This window comes from Empedobacter sp. EJD.6dd (assembly GCF_057369435.1).
This window is the reverse complement of the sequence record NZ_CM170667.1, coordinates 958,201-980,190: the sequence shown is the minus strand read 5'-3', so window position 1 is coordinate 980,190 and position 21,990 is coordinate 958,201. Positions and strand designations below refer to the sequence as shown.

At 30.6% G+C, this 21,990-nt stretch carries 16 protein-coding genes; 10 read left to right on the top strand and 6 right to left on the bottom strand.

Going from position 1 to position 21,990, the window contains the following annotated elements; all coding sequences use genetic code 11:
* Position 1 precedes the first annotated feature (1 nt).
* The 4 genes from AC2I98_RS04565 to AC2I98_RS04550 all read right to left on the bottom strand — a co-directional run bounded on the left by AC2I98_RS04565 (position 2) and on the right by AC2I98_RS04550 (position 3,913).
* Positions 2 to 2,359: a TonB-dependent receptor gene (locus AC2I98_RS04565; protein ID WP_486413448.1), complete on the bottom strand. Its 2,358-nt coding sequence runs from the start codon at positions 2,357 to 2,359 to the stop codon at positions 2 to 4.
* A 79-nt stretch (positions 2,360 to 2,438) separates the two neighbouring features.
* Positions 2,439 to 2,750: a hypothetical protein gene (locus AC2I98_RS04560; protein ID WP_486413447.1), complete on the bottom strand. Its 312-nt coding sequence runs from the start codon at positions 2,748 to 2,750 to the stop codon at positions 2,439 to 2,441.
* A 21-nt stretch (positions 2,751 to 2,771) separates the two neighbouring features.
* On the bottom strand, positions 2,772 to 3,413 hold the full coding sequence (locus AC2I98_RS04555) for a hypothetical protein (RefSeq protein ID WP_486413446.1): 642 nt from the start codon (positions 3,411 to 3,413) through the stop codon (positions 2,772 to 2,774).
* Entirely contained in the window at positions 3,413 to 3,913 is a 501-nt protein-coding gene (locus tag AC2I98_RS04550) for an RNA polymerase sigma factor (protein WP_486413445.1), read from the bottom strand. The genes AC2I98_RS04555 and AC2I98_RS04550 overlap by 1 nt, the downstream gene beginning before the upstream one ends.
* Before the next feature lie 321 nt (positions 3,914 to 4,234).
* On the opposite strand from AC2I98_RS04550, the gene AC2I98_RS04545 reads away from it, so the two are divergent.
* Genes AC2I98_RS04545 through AC2I98_RS04535 form a run of 3 tightly spaced genes read left to right on the top strand, consistent with a single transcriptional unit; the run spans position 4,235 to position 7,788 of the window.
* Complete coding sequence (locus AC2I98_RS04545; protein WP_486413444.1) at positions 4,235 to 4,927, top strand: succinate dehydrogenase cytochrome b subunit; 693 nt, start codon at positions 4,235 to 4,237, stop codon at positions 4,925 to 4,927.
* Positions 4,928 to 4,944: 17 nt separating this feature from the next.
* Positions 4,945 to 6,957 carry a fumarate reductase/succinate dehydrogenase flavoprotein subunit gene (locus AC2I98_RS04540; protein WP_486413443.1) on the top strand — a complete coding sequence of 671 codons (2,013 nt, stop codon included), beginning with the start codon at positions 4,945 to 4,947 and terminating at the stop codon, positions 6,955 to 6,957.
* Positions 6,958 to 7,017: 60 nt separating this feature from the next.
* The gene (locus tag AC2I98_RS04535; protein WP_019975434.1) at positions 7,018 to 7,788 is read left to right on the top strand and encodes a succinate dehydrogenase/fumarate reductase iron-sulfur subunit; all 771 of its coding nucleotides are present in this window, start codon (positions 7,018 to 7,020) and stop codon (positions 7,786 to 7,788) included.
* 649 nt (positions 7,789 to 8,437) lie between these two features.
* Here AC2I98_RS04535 and htpG read toward each other — a convergent pair.
* Positions 8,438 to 10,315, bottom strand: a complete 1,878-nt coding sequence (gene htpG, locus AC2I98_RS04530; protein WP_486413442.1) for a molecular chaperone HtpG — start codon at positions 10,313 to 10,315, stop codon at positions 8,438 to 8,440.
* Between the two features lie 181 nt (positions 10,316 to 10,496).
* Between htpG and AC2I98_RS04525 the strand changes: the two genes are divergently transcribed.
* From AC2I98_RS04525 to AC2I98_RS04495, 7 genes are all read left to right on the top strand, one after another.
* Positions 10,497 to 11,378 (top strand): DUF72 domain-containing protein, encoded by an 882-nt coding sequence (locus AC2I98_RS04525; protein WP_486413441.1) that lies wholly within the window; start codon positions 10,497 to 10,499, stop codon positions 11,376 to 11,378.
* A 30-nt stretch (positions 11,379 to 11,408) separates the two neighbouring features.
* Positions 11,409 to 12,842 (top strand): hypothetical protein, encoded by a 1,434-nt coding sequence (locus AC2I98_RS04520; protein ID WP_486413440.1) that lies wholly within the window; start codon positions 11,409 to 11,411, stop codon positions 12,840 to 12,842.
* Between the two features lie 72 nt (positions 12,843 to 12,914).
* Positions 12,915 to 13,886, top strand: coding sequence for an N-acetylornithine carbamoyltransferase (locus AC2I98_RS04515; RefSeq protein WP_486413439.1), 972 nt, complete (start codon positions 12,915 to 12,917; stop codon positions 13,884 to 13,886).
* Between the two features lie 142 nt (positions 13,887 to 14,028).
* On the top strand, positions 14,029 to 14,649 hold the full coding sequence (locus tag AC2I98_RS04510; protein ID WP_486413438.1) for an L-threonylcarbamoyladenylate synthase: 621 nt from the start codon (positions 14,029 to 14,031) through the stop codon (positions 14,647 to 14,649).
* A 22-nt stretch (positions 14,650 to 14,671) separates the two neighbouring features.
* Positions 14,672 to 15,427 carry a peroxide stress protein YaaA gene (gene yaaA, locus AC2I98_RS04505; RefSeq protein ID WP_486413437.1) on the top strand — a complete coding sequence of 252 codons (756 nt, stop codon included), beginning with the start codon at positions 14,672 to 14,674 and terminating at the stop codon, positions 15,425 to 15,427.
* Positions 15,428 to 15,493: 66 nt separating this feature from the next.
* A complete protein-coding gene (locus AC2I98_RS04500) occupies positions 15,494 to 17,812 on the top strand; it encodes a hypothetical protein (protein ID WP_486413436.1) in 2,319 nt (772 codons plus the stop codon).
* Between the two features lie 3 nt (positions 17,813 to 17,815).
* A complete protein-coding gene (locus tag AC2I98_RS04495; protein WP_486413435.1) occupies positions 17,816 to 18,229 on the top strand; it encodes an SRPBCC family protein in 414 nt (137 codons plus the stop codon).
* A gap of 29 nt (positions 18,230 to 18,258) precedes the next feature.
* Here AC2I98_RS04495 and AC2I98_RS04490 read toward each other — a convergent pair whose 3' ends face one another.
* Positions 18,259 to 21,981 carry a metallophosphoesterase gene (locus AC2I98_RS04490; protein ID WP_486413434.1) on the bottom strand — a complete coding sequence of 1,241 codons (3,723 nt, stop codon included), beginning with the start codon at positions 21,979 to 21,981 and terminating at the stop codon, positions 18,259 to 18,261.
* Positions 21,982 to 21,990 lie beyond the last annotated feature (9 nt).

Below are 21,990 nucleotides of genomic sequence, written 5' to 3'. Positions count from 1 at the left end.
ATTATTTTCCGAACGGAATTCCTAACATAATTTGTATATTTCTTGCTTGTTCTGGCAATTGCAAGGCACGATAAAAACTGGTATGATTGTAATAATTTTTGTTCAGTAAATTAGAAACTTGCACGCTTAAATTTGCTTTAAAATTATTCAACTTTATACTTGTTTTTCCACCAATTCCAATCAAGAAATAACTTGGTGTAATATCTTCGTTTTGTGCAATTTTATCTTGCTCAAATGTATATTTTCCGTTAGCAAAAAAGCTTAGTTCATCTAAAATCCCACTATTTTGATTGATTTTATAATTGATTTGTCCAAATAAATTATTTGCAGGCGTAAATGGTAGATAATTTCCTAATTTCTTATTTTCTGTAATTTGTCGGTTATATAAAAATTCGTAAATAATATTTGCATCAAAATTTTCGTTGAATTTTTTACGAATTTCAAACTCAAAACCTGTTAATAACGATTTACTTTGTGTGTATTGATAAATTTGTCCGCCATGAGGAAGAATAGAAAATTGCCCCGAAGGTTTTAAGAAAATATAATTGCTGAAATAATATAAATAAGGACTAAGCGAAATATCCCAATCATTTTTGTGAAAAACAGATTTGAAATCTACCGCAATTCCTTTTTCTGCATCTAAATTTTCGTCGCCATGTTCGTGTCTAAAACTTCCGTGATGAATTCCGTTCGAACCTAATTCTATAGCGGTTGGTAATCGGAAATTTGTTCCAATATTTAGATTAAAATCCCAAAGTTGATTAGGTTGAAAAGTTGCACCAATCATTCCATTTAGATTACTAAAATTTCGATCAATAGAAGAACTTCGGTTTGCGTAATAATCAGCAATTCCAGTAGAATTTCCTTTTTCAATTAAATAATTGTACAAAAACTCATCAAAATATCCTTCAGATTTAAATGTAGAATAATCATAACGTAAGCCAGCAGTAACTTTCCAACGATTTCCTTTTTTGAATTCTTCGATCAAAAATCCACTAAAAATATTTCGCTCATATTTAGGCAATAAATAATTGTAACCAGCAATATTATTTGACTGAATTTGTGCTTGAGCACCAATTATTGTTTTGAAATTTTTGTTGTGATTATGCTCAAATTTCAATTGTGAATCATAAGTCGAAAGATTAAAATCTAATTCTAAATCTGGATTTTTTGTAGGCGCTGTTTGATTCGCATAATGTGTATGAAACGCACTAATTTCCTGACGACGATTATTTTGATAACTCGTCAAGAATTTTAAAATATCTTTCGAATTTAAACGAAATTCATTTTCAGAAATTACTTTGAAATGATTGACTTTTTGATATGGAAATTCGATGTTTCTATAATTTCCATCATCTTGTAATCGATCTACAGAAGGAATTCCGTGCGAACCTGGGAAAAATCCAATCTTTTGATTCACATTTGAAACCGTTAAAATCGAACGGAATTTTTCGCCAATATAACCTGTTTGTATTTCTGCATTTAAATCTTGTCCAGCCGTATTTTTTACACGTTTGTTATAAATTGGCAAATAACGATTGAGATAATATATTCGATCTGTAGTCGTTCTGTAATCGGCATAATCAGAATAAGAACCTTTTATTTTATAGAAAAAATGATCGTTACGAGATTTTAAATTAAATCCAATTCCAATATTATCATTAATTGATTGATACAAGGTTTTTACTTCTCCAGAAAGTGAATGTTTTGTAGGTAAATTATTATTGTTTATCTTGATAACTCCAGCAATAGCTTCATTCCCGTACTCCAAAGCCGCAGGTCCTTTTATCACTTCTACATCTTCCACATTTAGCGCATCAATTTCCAAACCATGATCGGCTCCCCATTGTTGTCCTTCTTGTTTTACACCATTTTCGGCAACAATTAATCGGTTAAAACCAAGTCCACGAATGATAGGTTTTGAGGTAGAAGATCCAATTCCAGAAGCATTAATACCTGCAATATTTTCTAATGATTTGGCTAATGAACCAGCATAGTTTTCTTGGATATAAGACTGATCAACTCGTTCTACATTTGCTGTATAAAAATCATGGTGATGCCCTAAAACAGTTACTTCATCTAAATTATAAGCTTTGTGAAAAGTAAGAGTGAAAACAAATTTTTGTTGAGTATCAAATGATATTGTTTGTAAAAAAGGTTCGTAGCCTTGTTCATCAATTTGAATTTGATAATTTCCTTTATTTAGATTCTCGATTTTGAATTTACCTTCAGCATTTGTATGATATTCTTGGTTGTTGAAATATACCGTTGCGAAAGGAATAGGCTTTTGGTTTTTATCAATAATTTGACCTTCGAAAATATTTTGTGCAAACACAGTTCCGCACAATAATGTAGCCATAATACTACATTTTATGTTGATTGACATAAATACAATAATTTAATAACGTTAAAAAAATAAGGGTGGTTTTTTACTGAAATTAAATTGTATAGGGCGGTGCTCGAAGACTTTTTTGAGTAAGTAATACAGCTTGTTTTACACGAGTTGTGTAAAGCGTTTTATCTTTTTGGATAAATGATTTTGACCATTCGAATAATTCGATTTCAGAATCATTTTCTACAAAATGTTGATTGAAATGACAAATCGTACAACTATGATCATGTACATTAGAAAATTTGTCTTTTAATTCTTTGTGCTCATTATTTAGAGCATGATCCAATATATGCGCAGATTGATACACTGTCATAAACAGTGAAATCGTTAGCATGATATATTGGATAAATTTTTTCATTCAGTTTACAAAAATAAGATATTATTTCAATTCTTTCAACTCTTTTAAGTTTTGTTGAAGTTTTCTTAAAAATAAAAAATAGATTATTCCATAATAAACAGTACCGATTATGATAATAAATGCAACGGCTGTGATAATTGCAATCCAACCATAAACGGCTGCGTTATTAGCGATTGGCTGTATATCATTGGCGTGTTTTGCTAAATAAATAGATTGACCTAATTCAAAATAGAAAGGAGCAGAGGAAACGATCAAACTTAAAACTGTAAAAAGGATAAATAAGTTAACCAATCGACGAAAAGAAATTATATTTTTCATTAAATCGACCACTGATTGATTGAGATCTATTTTTTTGAAATAGCGGTACGCCATTACCAAAAAACCAAATGTAATTACAATACTAAATACCGAAGCAATTTCATAATTATTAATTGTTTTTTGCTCAACTAAAGTTTTAACTTGGCTATTAAAGAAGTTTTTTCCTGATATTAATACATATATATTATAGACAAGAAAAAGGATAAATTCACAAAAAGTGAAGATAAATAACCATTTTATTGTTGTTGATGATTTCTTTTTTAACATCTGAAAAATCTGATTTTGATCAAATTTTTCTTCTTCCTTTATGGAACCCCAAATTGATTTTAAGTCGTCTAACTCCATTATTGTTCCATTTTAGACATTATTTCTTTCAACTTTATTTTCACTCTATTCATTTTTACACGTGCATTAACTTCTGAAATACCTAAGGTTTCCGCAATGTCTTTATAAGGTAAATCCTCTAAAAAGAGTAATACCAATGCACGTTCTACATCATTCAATAGTCGTATGGCGGCATATAAAAGCGTAATACGTTCTTCTAAAAATTCATCCTTATCTTCTGATTTTAGATGAATAAACTGCGCTTCGTTAAAGTCGGTTTCTTTCGTTTTTGTTTTTTTTCTGATCAATGTAATGGCAGTATTCAAACTTACTCGATACATCCATGTACTAAATTTCGAATCACCTTTGAAAGAGTCATATGATCGCCATAATTGCAAAACAATTTCCTGAAATAAATCGTCATGAGAATCCTTTTCATCTGTATAAATACGACAAACCTTATGGATAATCCCTTGATTTTTTTCGACTAATTCAGTAAATATTTTTGCTTTATTATTCAAACTATTGTTTTGTTGCTTTATATGTAGTGATAAAAAGAAAAATGTTACAACAAAAATAAAAAACCCTCTTATATTACTATAAGAGGATTAACCTAACTAACTTAAACCTATGAAAAGTTGTTCTACTTTTCTAATGCAAGTATAGAAATTAATTCTTTACTACACAATTATTTTTTTTAAAAATTGTTAAAAATATCCTAATTAACTAAGAATGATTCTAAACTATCTAATTATGTTAACGAAATGATATAATTCATTGTGATTAGAGTATCGGGATGATTAAATTTGTAGAAATATCTAAAAAATTAAACGAATTGCTTTATGGCAAATGAATCATTACTAAAATCGTCGATTGGTAGGAAGTTCGCGATGGCGCTTTCAGCGTTATTTTTGATCGTGTTCTTGTTACAGCATTTCGTGATTAATGCATTATCTGTAATTAATCCGAATGGGTTCAATGAAGTTTCGGCTTTCATGAGTGACAACCCTTTTATTCAGTACTTAATGCAACCTATCTTATTAATTGGTGTAGTTTACCACTTTGTAATGGGGTTTGTGTTAGAAGCTCAAAACAAAAAAGCTCGTGGACCAGTAGCTTACCAAAAGTATAATGGTGCTGCGAATGCATCTTGGATGTCTAGAAATATGATTATTTCTGGTTCAGTAATTTTAGTTTTCTTATTATTACACTTGTATGATTTCTGGATTCCAACAATCACAGATCATTACATTTCTCCAAATCCAGAGTTTGCTCAAGGTAATTACTTTATGGATCACTTACATCACGTGTTCACTTTAGAAGGTGCTTTAAGTTTTGTAAGATTAGTAATCTACATTGTAGCTTTTGTATTTTTATCATTACACTTACAACATGGTTTTGCGTCTGCATTCCAATCTATTGGAGCAAGACATAACAAATACACACCAGTAATTGTTGCTTTCGGAAAATGGTACTCTATTTTAATTCCAGCTGGTTTCATTATCATTGCTGTTTACCATTTTTTTGTTAAATAATTAAATAATATCAAGAAATGAGTATATTAGATTCTAAAACTCCAGAAGGAGATATCGCAAAACAATGGAGCGAACACAAAGCACATTTAAACTTAGTGGCTCCAAATAACCGTGATAAAATTGATGTTATTGTTGTTGGTACAGGTTTAGCTGGAGGTTCTGCAGCTGCTACTTTAGCAGAGTTAGGATACAAAGTAAAAGCTTTTTGTTACCAAGATTCTCCTCGTCGTGCTCACTCTATTGCTGCGCAAGGGGGAATTAATGCTGCTAAAAATTATAAAGGAGATAACGACTCTATCTACCGTTTATTTTACGATACAATCAAAGGTGGTGACTACCGTGCTCGTGAGTCTAACGTTTATCGTTTAGCAGAGGTTTCAGGTAATATTATCGACCAATGTGTAATGCAAGGGGTTCCTTTTGCACGTGACTACGGTGGATTATTAGATAACCGTTCTTTTGGTGGAGTACAAGTATCTCGTACTTTCTATGCGAAAGGTCAAACAGGTCAACAATTATTATTAGGAGCTTATTCAGCAATGAATCAGCAAATCCACTTAGGGCACATCCAAATGTACAATCGTCACGAAATGTTAGACATTGTTCTTGTTGATGGAAAAGCTCGTGGTATTATTGCTCGTAACTTAGTTACAGGTGAAATTGAAAGACATTCTGCTCACGCAGTAGTTATTGCTACTGGTGGTTATGGAAATGTATATTTCTTATCTTCAAATGCAATGGGTTCTAACGTAACTTCTGCATGGAAAATTCACAAAAAAGGTGCATTATTCGCTAACCCTTGTTACGTACAAATTCACCCAACTTGTATTCCAATTCACGGAACAAATCAATCTAAATTGACTTTAATGTCTGAATCTTTACGTAACTCAGGACGTATCTGGGTTCCTAAAAAGAAAGAAGACGCTGAAGCAATCCGTGCTGGTAAGAAAAAAGCTGTTGATATCAAAGAAGAAGACAGAGATTACTATTTAGAAAGACGTTATCCTGCATTCGGTAACTTAGTTCCTCGTGACGTTGCATCTCGTGCTGCAAAAGAGCGTTGTGATGCTGGTTATGGTATCGAAGCAAATGAAACTGGTGAAGGAGTTTACTTAGATTTTACAGATGAGATCAAGAAAAAAGGTCGTGAGGTTGCTTTCGCAAACGGAGATCAAAATCCATCAATTGCTGAAATTGAGAAATTAGGTAAAAAATGGATTGAAGAGAAATATGGAAACTTATTCCAAATGTATTGGAAAATTACAGATGAGAATCCATACGAAAATCCAATGCGTATTTATCCAGCAATTCACTATACAATGGGTGGTGTTTGGGTTGATTACAACTTACAATCAACAATTCCTGGATGTTTCGTAGCTGGAGAAGCTAACTTCTCTGATCACGGAGCAAACCGTTTAGGAGCTTCTGCCTTAATGCAAGGTTTAGCAGATGGTTATTTCGTATTACCTTATACAATTGCAGATTATTTATCAGCAGATATTCGTACAGGTAAAATTCCTACAAATACACCAGAATTTGACGAAGCTGAGAAAGCTGTTAAAGATCAAATTAATCATTTCTTAAATAACAAAGGAACTAAAACTGTAGATAGCTTCCACAAACGTTTAGGAATTATTATGTGGAACAAAGTTGGTATGGCTCGTAATGCAGAAGGTTTAAAAGAAGCGATTGTTGAGATTGCTGCTTTACGTGAAGAATTCTACCGCGATGTAAAAGTTCCTGGTGATGCTGACGAAATGAACACTGAGTTAGAGAAAGCTGGACGTGTAGCTGACTTCTTAGAATTAGGACAATTAATGGCAATAGATGCACTTAATCGTAATGAGTCTTGTGGTGGTCACTTCCGCGAAGAATATCAAACAGAAGAAGGTGAAGCAATGCGTGATGATGCAAACTACACTTATGTTGCCGCTTGGGAATATAAAGGAAATGACATCAACGCAGAGGTGTTACACAAAGAGGAATTGAATTACAAATATATCGAGCTTAAAACTCGTAGTTATAAATAATAAAATCATTTTGCTTGATAACAAACCTTCAAGCAAAATGTCAAAATATCATATAGAATTATGGCATCATCAAAAACAATCAGCGTAACGCTGAAAATTTGGCGTCAAAAAAACGCTAATGCTCAAGGAAAAATGGAAACATATTCCTTAAAAGATGTTTCTACTGATTCTTCTTTCTTAGAAATGCTTGATTTATTAAACGAGCAATTAATAGAAGAAGGAAAAGAGCCAGTTGCATTCGACCACGATTGTCGTGAAGGTATTTGTGGTATGTGTTCTTTATTCATCAATGGTGAAGCACACGGACCAGATAGAGGAGTTACAACATGTCAATTACATATGCGTATGTTCAAAGATGGTGAGACAATTTACATCGAGCCATGGAGATCTGCTGCATTCCCAGTAATCAAAGATTTAATTGTTGACCGTTCATCTTTCGACCGTATCCAACAAGCTGGTGGTTACATTTCTGTAAATACATCAGGACGTACAGTAGATGCAAACAACATTCCAGTAAACAAAATGAATGCAGATGAAGCGTTTGACGCTGCAACTTGTATTGGTTGTGGAGCTTGTGTTGCAACTTGTAAAAATGGATCTGCAATGTTATTCGTAGGAGCAAAAGTTTCTCAATTCGCATTGTTACCACAAGGACAAGTAGAAGCTGCTCGTCGTGCGCAGAAAATGGTTGCGCAAATGGATTTAGAAGGTTTTGGTAACTGTACAAATACAGGAGCTTGTGAAATCGAATGTCCAAAAGGAATTTCTTTAGATAATATTGCACGTATGAACCGTGAATATTTATCTGCTAAAATTGTATCACAAGAATAATATATTCTGAAATCTAATATAAAAAGGGAGACATTTTTTGTCTCCCTTTTTTTATGGAATAACCTGCAAAAAAAAAGGATTTCAATCTCTTGAAATCCTTCCCAATGTCATATTCTTTCTTCTGAATAAGTCCATTGTAATTTGTCCTTTTTAAATGATTATAAAAAAAGAATTTTTATATAAATAGAACAAATATCTATTGTAATAATAAATGATATATACTCATAAATGATTGATTACTAATAATAAAATCTTATGAATAACTATGAGTAAAATCGATTTAAAAAGAACGTCTGGGTAAAAAAGGATTTCAATTTCTTGAAATCCTTCCCGAAATTTTTGATAATGATTTGAATTAATTTTCACCTTATTATGAAAATTTTCTGTCGGCTTAAAAATTTCGTTATTTTATGGGAAAATAATTATTAATTTTAATGTTCTGTTTTAAAACAACTAAAGTATTTTAAAGTCCTGAACGAATAATTATTAATTCCTTGATGTAAAATTAATGATAAAAATCATGTTTTGCAAATTATTTTGTTTTAATTTTAAAAGTTTAACACATCAATAATGGATAAGATAAATAAAAATCCAGCACATAATGTGCTGGATTTTAAGTTTAAGACTACTAAAATATAGTGTTCTGAAATTATTTAATGTTCTTAAAACTTCTATTGATAAAATTAGTCAACTCTTTCCCTTTTAACAAACCTTGCGAAAGTTTTGCTAAATCTAATGCTTGATTAATCAACGCATCTTTTTCTTCTTTCGATTCTTTTGCTAAAATTTCTGAAGCTAATTCAGAGTTTGCATTTATCACAACGCTGTACATTTCTGGGAAATTACCCATTCCAAACATTCCAGCTCCACCAGTAGCTTGCATATCTTTCATACGACGCATAAATTCTGATTGCGTAATGATGAAAGGAGCATCTGTTCCAGATAAATCTTCTAATTGAATTGTGTATGATTTATTATTGATCGATTCTGTGATGTCCGTTTTCAATTTTTCTTTGTCATCATCTGATAATTTAGAAATTTTAACTTCATCTTTCTCAATCAAATTATTGATATGATCTGCATCAACGCGAACAAAAGTTACATTTTCTTTTGTTGATTCTAATTTCTGAATCAAGTGAGAAGAAATAGGAGAGTCTAATAAAATAACTTCGTATCCTTTTTCTTTTGCAATTTGAATATATTGATCTTGTCCATCAACATCTGAAGCATAAAGAATAACTAGCTTTCCGTCTTTATTTGTTTGGTTGTCTTTGATTGCAGTATTCAGCTCGTCCCAAGTAAAATATTTACCATCAACAGTTGGATACAATGCAAATTTGTCAGATTTTTCGAAGAATTTATCTTCCGAAATCATTCCATATTCAATCACAACTTTAATATCGTTCCATTTTTGCTCGTAATCTTCACGATTTTGATTCATTAATGATGACATTTTATCTGCCACTTTTTTCGTGATATGTGCAGAAATTTTCTTCACAGCTCCATCAGCTTGTAAGTACGAACGCGAAACATTCAATGGAATATCTGGAGAATCTATCACACCACGTAATAACATCAAGAAATCAGGAACAATTCCTTTCACTTCGTCTGTTACAAATACTTGATTTTGGTATAATTGAATACGATCTTTATCGATATTAATGTTATTTCCTAATTTTGGGAAGAATAAAATTCCAGTCAAATTAAATGGATAATCAACATTTAAGTGAATATGGAATAAAGGTTCCTCGAATTGCATTGGATACAATTCTCTATAGAAATTTTGATAATCTTCGTCAGATAATTCAGATGGCGCTTTTGTCCAAGCTGGATTTGTATTATTGATAATATCATCAACTTTGATTTCCTCTGGTTTAGCATCTTCAGCAGCACCTTCTGGTAATGGAAGTGTTTCTTTTTTCGTTCCAAATTTGATCGGAATAGGCATGAATTTATTGTATTTATTCAATAATTCACGAATTTTCCATTCATCTAAAAATTCTTTCGAATCTTCAGCAATATGTAAAATAATTTCAGTTCCGCGTTCTGTTTTATCCGAATTTTCTAATGTAAATTCAGGAGAACCATCACATGTCCAATGTACAGCAGGCTCGTCTTTGTATGATTTTGTGATAATTTCTACTTTATCAGCCACCATAAAAGCTGAATAAAAACCTAAACCAAAATGTCCGATAATTCCGTCTGCATCTTGGTGTTGATTAATAAATTCTTCTGCACCAGAAAAAGCAACTTGATTGATGTATTTTTCCACTTCATCAGCTGTCATTCCCAAACCTTGATCAATAATGTGTAAAGTGTTATCTTCTTTATTGATTTTTACTTCAATTTTTGGATTTCCATATTCAACTTTTGCATCACCGATACTTGTTAAATGCTTTAATTTCAATGTTGCATCAGAAGCATTCGAAATTAATTCACGTAAAAATATTTCGTGATCGCTGTATAAAAATTTCTTAATTAGTGGAAAAATATTCTCTACCGAAACATTAATATTTCCTTTATTCATTTTTATTGTATTTTTTATTTTTAATAATTAGTTTTTCTTGTAAATAGTTTAAATCATCAGATTTCTTGACGAATTCTAAATTTCAAAAGATATTCCAAATGAAATTTTTCTGACATTTTGTCTTAAAATAGATCTTGTCAAATGCTGATAATTGCTTAATTTTCCGTTAAAATTTAGAAAGATGAAATTCGGAAAAGTAGAAAATCCAGAATTGGTTGATTTTACATTGCCAAAAACACCAAAAGAAACGATTGATTTGTTGAATAAAGCTGATAAATCAGATAATTTCGAAGTATATGTAGGCTGTGCAAAATGGAATAAACAAGATTTGAAGAATTTTTATCCGCCTAAAACAAAAGATGAATTAAGTTATTATTCAACGCAATTTAATAGTATTGAACTGAACGCAACGTATTATCGTTCTCCATCTAAAGAAGTTGTAGAAACTTGGGCGAATAAAACGCCGAATGATTTCAAATTCTTTCCGAAAATTCCACAGAGTATAAGCCATTATGGAAGATTGCAAAATGTGACGGATAAATTGAATCAATATTTGGATGCTGTAGCGTTGTTTGAAGAAAAGTTAGGAATGATTTTCTTGCAAATACACGAAAATTTTGCTCCAAAAGATTTTGATAAACTTCAAAATTTTATTGAGAACTTTCCGAAAGGTTATCCATTAGCTGTAGAACTTCGTCATGAAGAATGGTTTTCGAACGAAGAAAATTTTAACCGATTGGTTTCATTATTAGAAAAGCATAACATTTCAAATATTATTGTTGATACAGCGGGTAGGAGAGATATGGTGCATATGAGATTGACTTCTTCTGAAGCGTTTATACGTTTTGTTGGAGCTAATATTTCGTCTGATTATGAACGTTTAGATGAATGGATTGAAACAATTAAACTTTGGAAAGGCGAAGGATTACAAAAATTATATTTCTTTATTCATCAAAATTTGGAACTTGAATCTCCAATGTTAGCTAAATATTTCATCAAGAAATTAAACAATGATTTAGATTTGGACATTCGTGGACCAAAAGATGAATTGACGTTGTTTTGATTATTTTTAAAATTGAATTATTCACTAAATATGAAAAGAATTTTATACTTATTTTCACTGTTTTTATTAAGTAGTTTTAGTTTTGGACAAAGTCATCAGTTTGCAGTTTCAAATAATAATTATAACGTAGTTTATCTTATCAATGAGGTAAATAAACAAGAACAATATTTACTATTAAATACAACTCAAAAAGGATTTAATTTCGAAATTTTAGATAATAATTTATCGCTAATTTCAAAAGGTTCTTATGATGAAAATTCCTCATATCCATTTCAAAGTTTTTATAAAAGTGTCAAGCTGTTAGGTGACAAACTATCTATTACAAAAATTTATAGTAATCCAAATACATATAGTTATCCATTTGAAGCTACATTTATTTTTGATGTTAAAACAGGGAATTTTAATCAAATAATTTTTCAAAATGAGAAAGAATTATTAATAACTCCGAATCGTCACGATTTTAGAGCAATTAACAAAGGACAAAATGGAACAAATTTATCTGAAGTAGTTTCTGCAAATTCTAAAGGTAAATTTTATTTTGTTGTTGAGTCGCTGACTTTACCAAAGGTAACTTTAGTATCAAAGATAAGAGAGAGTACAATAAAAGTTTTAAATAGCGACGGTAAAGAATTGTGGTCTTTGTATAAAAATTACAAAGAATCTGATAAATTTAATTATCATAGTTTACTTCATGTTAAAGATAATAAGGTTTTTGTAATAGAAAATAATTTTGAAAGCAAACGAAAATTTTTAGGTTCTGTTTTAAAAATATACAATATTGAGGACGGAAATTTAATAGGTTCTTTGGAAATCAACAAGGAGTCAGGACAATATTTAGAAATTACTAAAATAGAAGATTCAGATGACAAAACTATATTAATAGGGATGTATAAGAATCCGTCTAAAAATTTTAGTGAATTAGAAGATAAAGCTTATGCCGGAGTTTTTAAATGGGTGATTGATGATAAAGCAAATACAATTTCTAAAAATCTTTTTGGTTGGTTAAGAATAAATCCTAAAATAAATAATTTTATAAATACAGATGAAGTTAAAAAGAGTTATCTAAAGCCGTTAAGAAATTTCGAAACGAAGAAAGGTTATTCGATTTTATTCAAAAATGAGTTGGATGATTTCTATAGTTTTGAAACTAGAAATTACTTTTTAATCAATTTTGATTCTAATCATGACATAATCTCATCAAAAAAATATTTCAAAAATGAAACAGCTTTAATTGATTATAAATATTCAACTATAGACAAAAAATTAAGCCTAATAGAATTAGATAATCTGAATAAAAAGAATAAAAATCTTAAACTGTCAGATAGTGATTTTGATTTTCAATCGAAGATTATAAAAATGGAATCGAATGATTATGAAACGAACTCAATAAACGCAGAGAATAAGATTTTATTAATAAAGAAAAATAAAGAAGGAATAATCCTAAATTTACATTCAATAAATTAGAAAATAAGCGCATTTTATAAATTGTTTCCACTAATTTTGCAAGACAAATAAAACAAAAGATTCTTCTTATTTATGAAACAATTCACTTCGGTTTATGATGTAGCAAACATCGACGAATTACTAAAAACAGCCTTAGAAATTAAAGCAAATCCATTTGCTCAACAAGAAGTTGGAAAAAACAAAACAGTTGGTTTAATATTTTTTAATCCAAGTTTAAGAACTCGTTTAAGCTCAATTAAAGCAGCATATAATTTAGGTGCAAATGCTTGGGTTTTGAATGCTGGTGCAGATTCTTGGACGTTAGAAATGGCAGATGGAGCTGTAATGAACGGAGATTCGCAAGAACATATCAAAGAAGCAATTCAGGTAATGAGTGCGTATTGTGACGTTTTAGGAGTTCGTACATTCCCAAAATTAGTAGATCGTGACGAAGATTACAACGAAATCATGTTCAATAAAGTAAAAGAATTATCTTCTGTACCTGTGGTTTCTTTGGAAAGCGCGACGTTACATCCATTGCAATCATTTGCAGATTTAATTACAATTGCTGAAAAAATTGGGTACAATCCAGAAGCTAAACCAGAGAAAAAAGTAAAAGTTGTGATGACTTGGGCGCCTCATCCACGTCGTTTGCCTCAAGCTGTACCAAACTCTTTCGCACAATGGTTTTCTAAAGTAGATTGGGTTGATTTTACAGTTGTACAGCCAAAAGGATTAGAATTGGATCCGAAATTTACAGAAGGAGCAACTATTTCGTATGATCAAGATGAAGCCTTAAAAGATGCAGATTTTGTCTATGCAAAAAACTGGTCTTCTTACGAGAATTATGGTCAAGCAAATGAAGGTGACAAAGATTGGGAAGTGACAATGGATAAAATGAATTTGACGAATAATGGAAAATTTATGCATTGTTTACCTGTACGTCGTAATGTTGTGGTTTCTGATGAAGTATTAGATTCAGATCGTTCAATTGTAATCGATGAAGCTACAAACCGTATCTACTCTGCACAAACTGTATTCCACGAGATTTTAAAGAATAAATAAATCAAAATAATATCACAAACTCCTTTGCTTGCAGAGGAGTTTTTTTATGCCTATCAATTTCTTCAATCATCCAATCAAAAACTAAAATCTACGAAAGAATAGATTTGTTGTCAATTTTGTATCTTTGAATAAAGATTTACAAATGGCAGATTATATCAGAATTCATCCAGAAAATCCACAAGAAAAAGCAATTGATCAAGTGGTTAAAATTTTACAAAATGGAGGTTTAATTATTTATCCTTCTGATACCGTGTATGGATTAGGATGTGATATTACGAATCTCAAAGCAATGGAAAAATTAGCACGATTAAAAGGTGTTAAGCTCGAAAAATCTCATTTTTCTATTGTTTGTAACGATTTGAGTCATTTGTCTCAGTATACTTTACCTATTGATAATAGTACGTTTAAAATTTTGAAACGTGCATTACCAGGACCTTTTACGTTTGTTATGAATGCTTCGCGTAATTTACCTGTAGCTTATAAAGGTAAAAAAACTGTTGGTATTCGTGTGCCAAATCATGCTGTTCCGCAAATGATTGTAGAAAAATTGGGTAATCCTATTGCGTCAACCTCTATTTATGATGAAGATGAAATCGTAGAATATACAACTGACCCTGAATTAATTTTCGAGAAATGGGAAAAACTTGTAGATGCTGTTATTGATAGTGGATATGGTGATAATATTGCCTCAACAGTTGTGGATATGACTGATGGAGTGGAAGTGTTGCGTGAAGGAAAAGGTGATATTGAGGATTATTTGTAATTAATTTTTAAGAAAAAGAAACATGAAAATATTATTATCTCCAGCAAAGATGATGAATCTCGAAACGAATGCAAAGTGGAGAGCTACGACACCTCAATTTTTAGAGCAATCGAAAGAAATAATGGATATTATGAAAGAGATGAGTACAACAGACTTAGAAAAGTTGATGAAAATCTCGAAAGATATTGCTGAAATGAATGTGGATCGTAATCAATTATGGAATGTAAAACCAACTACTAAACAAGCAATTCCTGCTGCTTTAGCTTTTAAAGGAGAAGTTTATAGAGGTTTAAATGCAGAAACATTGGACGAAAAAGCGTTAAATTATTTTAATAAACATGCTTTTCTTTTATCTGGTTTATACGGAATGTTGCGCCCGTCTGATAAAGTAATGTTGTATCGTTTGGAAATGGGATCAAAATTGGACGTTCATGGTTCTAAGAATTTATATGGTTTTTGGAAAGATATTTTGACACCTTTTCTTAATTCGAAACTAAAAAAGGGAGAATTTATCTTAAACTTGGCTAGCAATGAATATGCAAAAGTTTTGGATAAAAAAGCATTGAAAGCTCCTATGATTGATGTTGAATTTCAGGACTACAAAAATGGAGAATTGAAAAAAATCATGATGTATTTTAAACATGCTCGTGGTGCAATGGCTCGTTATTGTGCCGAAAATAATGTAGAAACATTAGATCAAGTAAAAGCTTTTGATGTAGATGGTTACCGCTTTGATGAAAACCTTTCTACAACAGAAACTTTGATTTTTACAAGATAATTTATAAATAAAATAATAACCAAAAGACTGCTTATTAAGTAGTCTTTCGTTATTTTTGAGAAACGTATGCACAAAAATTTTATCGATATATTACCCATAAAAATTATTTATTCCTTCGATTCTTTAATCACAGAACTTGAAGCGTCTGAATATAATTTTGGAGAGTTTAATGCTTTTTTAGAATATCTAAAAGTAACTCGTCCAGAATTGATTGATGGAGTAGATACATTTGAAGATTTTGAGAAATTAATTAAAAATGTTGAGCCAATTATCGAGAAAGTTATTCCAAGCCCTTTGATTAAATACAATCTAAAAGCAATTACGTTCCCATTCTCAGATAAATTTATTTTTGCGACTGATCGGTTAAAAGATTTGATTGACAATAAAACATCAAGATTAAAATTTAATTTTGAAAATCTTGATTATGAAACGCTTTATAAATTCAGTTGTTGTTTTATCTTGTCCAAATATTATGGCAAAAATTTAGATTTTAACTTGTCAAATCAATTGGTTATTGAAAACGAAAATGGTTTTAAAACGTATTTAGGAACAGATGTTAATCACGATTATTTTAAAATATTTCCTTCTGATAAAAAATTTGAATTAACAGAAGATGAGATAGAAGAATTATTGAATAATTATGAAGATACTGCTTTATGGATGGAAAAAATTCCTGTTGGATCTTGGATTGCAAAAGGATTTAATCTTGTTTCTTTTTTTGATAATACGACAGAAATAGCACTTTCTAATTTAAAATCAAAACTTCTATCTTACGGAGAATCTTTCGATGTTGTTCGAACTGATATTATTTCAGCATTGAAATCAATTTTTAGAATAAATGAATTAGAAGTTGGTTTTTCTGCTTATAATTCAGATAAAAATCAATTAGAAATTAGTCATTTATTGCAATTAAATGATAGTTTATTAATTGATAATCGCAAAAAATTAAAGTTAACTGAAATAGCATGTACAGATTTAGAACATAAAATTTCAAAGTCCGATTATTATGTGGTTTCTAATGTAGAGTCGGCTTTGTCGAAGTTTCCAACTGATAAGATGTTGAGAATTGCATATAATTCAGAAATCAGAAGTTTAATTCTTTATCCATTAAAAAATGGAAACTCTTGTCTCGGAATTCTTGAAATTGGTTCGAAAGAAGCAGGAGTTTTTAATCGAATTAATGCCAATCTTTTACGTGAAATTACGCCACTTTTAGAAGAATCGATTTATCGTTATTCGGTAGAGTTTGAGAATCAGATTAATGCTTATATTCAAACGGAGTATACTTCTCTGCATCCAAGTGTAGATTGGAAATTTAGAGAAAAGGCAAAAGAACATTTATTGCATCCTGGAAATACGAAGCAAAAATCTCAGATTTCATTTCAAAATGTGTATCCAATTTATGGCGAATTAGATGTACGAAACTCGTCAACGATTAGAAATCAATGTTTGAAAAAAGATTATATCAAACAGATTGATTATTTGATTTTGATTTGTAATGAATTGTACAATCGCTCGAGAAAACGAAAGTTTTTGGATTATATTGATGATTTGAAAAACTTTTTGGAAAGAATTGATAATGTAGATAAAATCTATTTTGAGAGTGAATTATTTGATTATATCACGCTTCATATTCATCCCGAAATTCCGAAGTATGTACAAGAAGGTGAAAAATCTATCATAGAGGAATACCTGAAAAAATTAGATTCTACAACAGGACTATTTTATGTAGAACGCAAAAAATTTGATCAATCAATTGTAATGACAAATTCGCTTTTGTCAAATAAATTAGATACGTTTCAGAAAGATGCACAAGCAATTTTTCCGCATTATTACGAACGTTTTAAGACAGATGGAATTGATTATAATTTATATGTAGGAAGAAGTATTGCTCCGATAAAAAAGTTTTCTTATCAAAATATTAGAGAAATTAGATATTGGCAATTGCAAGCAATGATTGCATTGGAGCAAGCTTACAAAGAAATTCAAAAGAGAATACCTCTTAAAATGGAAGTGGCTTCTTTACTTTATGCAACCAATACCACACTTGATATATTATTTAAATTAGACGAAAAACGATTTGATGTAAACGGATACAATAATGCTAAATATGAAATTGTAAAGAAACGATTGAGCAAAGCTTTTGTTAAAGGGACAAATGAACGTATTAATCAACCACATAAAATTTGTATCATTTATACCGAAGATATATTGAGGGAAGAGTATACTAATTATATCAATTTATTGATTGAGAAAAAGTATTTGAAAAATGATATTGAATATTTAGAAATTGACGATTTACAAGGATTAAGTGGTTTACTAGCAATAAGAGTTTCTGTGAATTATAAATGCAAATTAGAAAAATATAAAAAATTAGAAGAATAGAGAATGGGAAAAGATGATGTTTTGCTTAATATTTCGATAGATAGTGCTGCCGAAAATATTTGGAAGGTATTGACAAATGAAGAAGAATTCAGTGCATGTTTTGAAAACATAAAAATGAATTGCAATGAATGGAAAGTAGGAGAGAAAGTAACGTTTGAATCTCAAAAAAATGGTGAAACTATTATTGATGAAGCGACAATAACTTCTATTTTAGAAAATGAACGATTACGTTATAATTACAAGAAACAAAATTCGAATCATGAGATAGAAGTTATTTTTAGTTTGAAATCATCTGGAAATTTTACTTATTTATCGATAGAAGGAAAGGATTTTGTTGATGAATTTGAGCGTTCACATTCAGAAAATGCTTGGATAAATATGATGCAAGCTATTAAGAAATATATACAAAAAAAATAACCTTCAAATTTTGAAGGTTATTTTTTTATTTAAAATCCGAAGTTTAGTCCAAAAACAATTCGACCAGGATCTTCTCCTTTAAAGTACGAAACTGTTGCAGTAATAGATTGTGCTCCATTTATCCAAAGTCCACCACCCATAGATGAGTGCCATTTATTAGAATCTTCTCCGTTCAGCCAAACTCGTCCATAATCAGCTCCCACAAAAACCCCTAAGCGTAGTGGTACTACAGCTTTAAAACGTAATGCATCAAATCTTAAATCAGATGTTTGTAAGAAAACTTTGTCACCTGCAAAACGACCTAATCGGTAACCACGTAAATCCTGATCACCTCCTAAATTAGCCATTTGGTAAAACTCCATAAAATCTCCCCAAACTGCTTTTCCTTTTAGCATAGAAGCAATAGTAAGACGACCATTTGCTGAAATTTTATGTGTAAAACCAAGGTTTACCTCTGTAAAGAAATGATTGCGTTCAAAATCAGTTAAATTCGAAATCCATTTAGCATTAGCTAAAAATGTCATTCCTAATTTTGGTAACGACTCGTTATCGTAATTTTTGAAAACATATTTAGCACCAATTTCTCCGAAATGTTGACCTTTAAAAACATCTCTATTAATATCTGGTAAATCTTCTACAATACGATCTTGATTTTCTTCAATTTTTTTGTAACTGTAAATTGCAGAAAAATCTAATCGACCATTGTTATTCATAATTTTGAAAATAGAAGGACCAATACTGTAACTTTCTAATCTTACACGGTTATAATCCATTCCAATTTCTTTTTGGTTATTGATTGTTTCGTTTCCTAAACCAAAGAAATTTGTACTATATGTCGGGCTAGTGTAGGCTGCATTCAAATCTAAATTCCATTTTCCTAATGCTTTAGTAAATGTACCTTTATATTTAGCGTCCCAACCACCAGTAGCAAAATAATAACTTAATTGTAAGTTATGTCGTTGAGAATATGGTTTGCGATCAAATCCATTGACAGTATAGGTTGGTGATAAACCAATTTTTACACCATCATCTGGATTGTAACCAATATTAGGCAACATGGTAAAGAAATTATACATTGGCTGCTTGTAATCATAAGTATTAACTTCATAATCATTCATAAAATTTTTAGAAGTTAAAAAAGTTGATTCAGAAGCATTACTTCCATTTGCATAATCATATACTTTTATTTTAGCTGAACGTTTTACTTCATAATAATCATCATCAATTCCACCAATAATACGCGTTAAAATTGCATTGTTTGGTTTTCCTTCAACCTTAAATTTGTCTTTTCCATTTAAACCATATAGCCGAATTTCTTTTGTTTCTTTTTTATCAAAATCTTCATCAAAAATCAAAGTATTTTCTTTACCTGAATAGATTTTAATATTTGTTTTTCCTTTTGGTAAACGAGTTACAACAAATTCATCGTCTTCGTCTGTTCCTTTTAATATGATTAATTTGCGAAGTACTTTATCATATGCTTCTGCAAATTTTTCTAATTTTGATTTTCGAGCTATAATATTTTTTATGACTTCATTATCATACTCCTGTTTTGTTTCTTCAGGGATTAATTCGAATGATTTTTTGATGTAATCATCGCTTAAATTATCTTGAATATATTTCGCTTCTTTTTTCCATAATTCAAGATCAGATGATTCTAAAATAGCTAAGTCTAATGGATAAGGCTCTCGGTTGAACCATTTCACATTTTTGATATCATCTTTGTAATCTTGCATATGACGAAGAGGAGGTATTCTCATTACTAAATTGAAGAAAAGTCCGTCGTAACGAGGAAAAGCTTGATCTCTGTCACGAGGAATAGCTCTGTAAATAGTTTTGCCATTTTCATTGTAAACGCCCCAACGCCATTGATCAGAATGTCTGTCCCAATCTCCTACAAGCATATCAAAAAGTCGTGCACGAACATAACCTTCTTTGTCTACAATAACGTCTTTGTTTTTGTGAACAGCCACCAACATATCCTCTGTGCTAACAATATCAGATGGCTTTCCAAATACGCCATCTTGATATCCAGACATCGGGCGCTCTTCTATCATGTATAATTCATCACCAAACGTTTCATTGTATTCTTTTAATGCTTCTTGTTTCGGAACATAATACAGCTTTGGTGTAGCATGCATAATATTGATTGGTTTCATCAAATTTGCAACTGCTAATGGATAATACGGATGATTTGTCGTGTAGAAATCCATTAAGAATTTCTCTGTAAATGAATCTTCAAACTCGTCTGCTACATATTTATTTTTGAAGGCAACTTGTTGAATAAATTGCGTAGCGCTTTTCTTTACCGAACGCATATTATATTCCTCTCCTTTGCTGTTAACTAAACGCAAACTTTGAGTTTGATGTCCTCCACCCATTCTTACAGGTGTTAAACCACCATTTAACTGGCTTAAATTAATGGTGTTTGCAGCTATAGTTTGACCATATGTTTTACGGTAATGTCGACCAAAAAAGAATTTATATGGATCAGATTTTCTTGTCATTTCAAGAGGATAAACACTTGTTTCTTTTTTAGATGGCATTTTTTTGTCATCATAAACTTGTGCTAAATATTGCTTCTTTTTATCAGTTACTTGCTTAGATAATAATAATTCTATTCCATCATTCTTGAAACCATAAAAATTAGCTTTAGAAGCACCATTATCATATAAATCTAAAACTACAAATCCATTATCTCCGTAAGAAAAATCATTTTTACCTACTGCTTTTGCAGATTCTCTTTTAGAGCCCGAACCACTAATGATTTGTTTGACATTGTTTTGCTGAATGTATTGCAAATTGTGATCGTGTCCAGAAACTACAATTACATTATTTCTATTTTCGATAATGGTTGCAATTCGAGAAGCCATTTCTCTATACTTGAAATTATTAACATCTTGAGGACTTAAACCTGTCGTACTTCGCAAAAGGTTGATAAAAGATCCAATAACAGGCAAAGGAATTTTAAAATAGTCTCCTAATGGATAAAACTGTTTTTTGAAATCGAATTGACCTCCATGTGTACCATTCGAAAATAACGGATGATGCATTGTAATAACAGTTGTTCTGTTTTGATATTTATTTAATTGCGATTCTAATTCTTCGAAGAATGCTTCGCGAGATTTGATGTCACATTTTTCATTCAGACCTGGATGTTTATCCCAATCTTGCAAATACCATTCAGAATCTATTGCAATGATACCAATACTATCATTTACATTTATTTTATCAATTGGACATGCATCTTTAGGCAAGAAAGATTTTTTATTACTTAATTGTTTTTTAACTAATTTTTCTTGTTCTTTTAGTCCTTTTACACCATTTCTCCAATCGTGATTTCCGGGAATAAAAAGAGTTTTTCCTTTAAATTCTTTGGCTAAATCGATTTGAAATTGTAGTTTTTCTCTACTCGTTGTATATTCTTTTTTTGTAGAATCGACTACAATTCCATTTTCATAAACATTATCGCCTAAAAAGAAAAGGTAAGAAGAGGAATCTGCTTTCGCCAATTGACTTTTCAGAATCTCTAAATTTTGTTTATTTTTTGGTTGATCCAAATCTCCAGCATCACCAATCAAATAGATTGATTGAATTTTGTTGCCTTCAACTTCTTGTATTTTTTCTGTCTTAATATTTTTCCCATATTGAGGGTGTTGCGTAGCGCAAGATGTCATATAAAGACATGAACCTACTAAAGCTAAAAAAGGATAATTCAATTTTTTGTTGTTCAGTGTTGGTAATAATTTCATACATTTAAG

Coding starts and splice junctions, on each gene's coding strand:
- AC2I98_RS04510 (WP_486413438.1), top strand. CDS start 14,029: ATGGCAGATTATATCAGAATTCATCCAGAAAATCCACAAGAAAAAGCA.
- htpG (WP_486413442.1), bottom strand. CDS start 10,315: ATGAATAAAGGAAATATTAATGTTTCGGTAGAGAATATTTTTCCACTA.
- AC2I98_RS04520 (WP_486413440.1), top strand. CDS start 11,409: ATGAAAAGAATTTTATACTTATTTTCACTGTTTTTATTAAGTAGTTTT.
- AC2I98_RS04535 (WP_019975434.1), top strand. CDS start 7,018: ATGGCATCATCAAAAACAATCAGCGTAACGCTGAAAATTTGGCGTCAA.
- AC2I98_RS04555 (WP_486413446.1), bottom strand. CDS start 3,413: ATGGAGTTAGACGACTTAAAATCAATTTGGGGTTCCATAAAGGAAGAA.
- AC2I98_RS04565 (WP_486413448.1), bottom strand. CDS start 2,359: ATGGCTACATTATTGTGCGGAACTGTGTTTGCACAAAATATTTTCGAA.
- AC2I98_RS04500 (WP_486413436.1), top strand. CDS start 15,494: ATGCACAAAAATTTTATCGATATATTACCCATAAAAATTATTTATTCC.
- AC2I98_RS04545 (WP_486413444.1), top strand. CDS start 4,235: ATGGCAAATGAATCATTACTAAAATCGTCGATTGGTAGGAAGTTCGCG.
- AC2I98_RS04490 (WP_486413434.1), bottom strand. CDS start 21,981: ATGAAATTATTACCAACACTGAACAACAAAAAATTGAATTATCCTTTT.
- yaaA (WP_486413437.1), top strand. CDS start 14,672: ATGAAAATATTATTATCTCCAGCAAAGATGATGAATCTCGAAACGAAT.
- AC2I98_RS04515 (WP_486413439.1), top strand. CDS start 12,915: ATGAAACAATTCACTTCGGTTTATGATGTAGCAAACATCGACGAATTA.
- AC2I98_RS04495 (WP_486413435.1), top strand. CDS start 17,816: ATGGGAAAAGATGATGTTTTGCTTAATATTTCGATAGATAGTGCTGCC.
- AC2I98_RS04540 (WP_486413443.1), top strand. CDS start 4,945: ATGAGTATATTAGATTCTAAAACTCCAGAAGGAGATATCGCAAAACAA.
- AC2I98_RS04525 (WP_486413441.1), top strand. CDS start 10,497: ATGAAATTCGGAAAAGTAGAAAATCCAGAATTGGTTGATTTTACATTG.
- AC2I98_RS04560 (WP_486413447.1), bottom strand. CDS start 2,750: ATGAAAAAATTTATCCAATATATCATGCTAACGATTTCACTGTTTATG.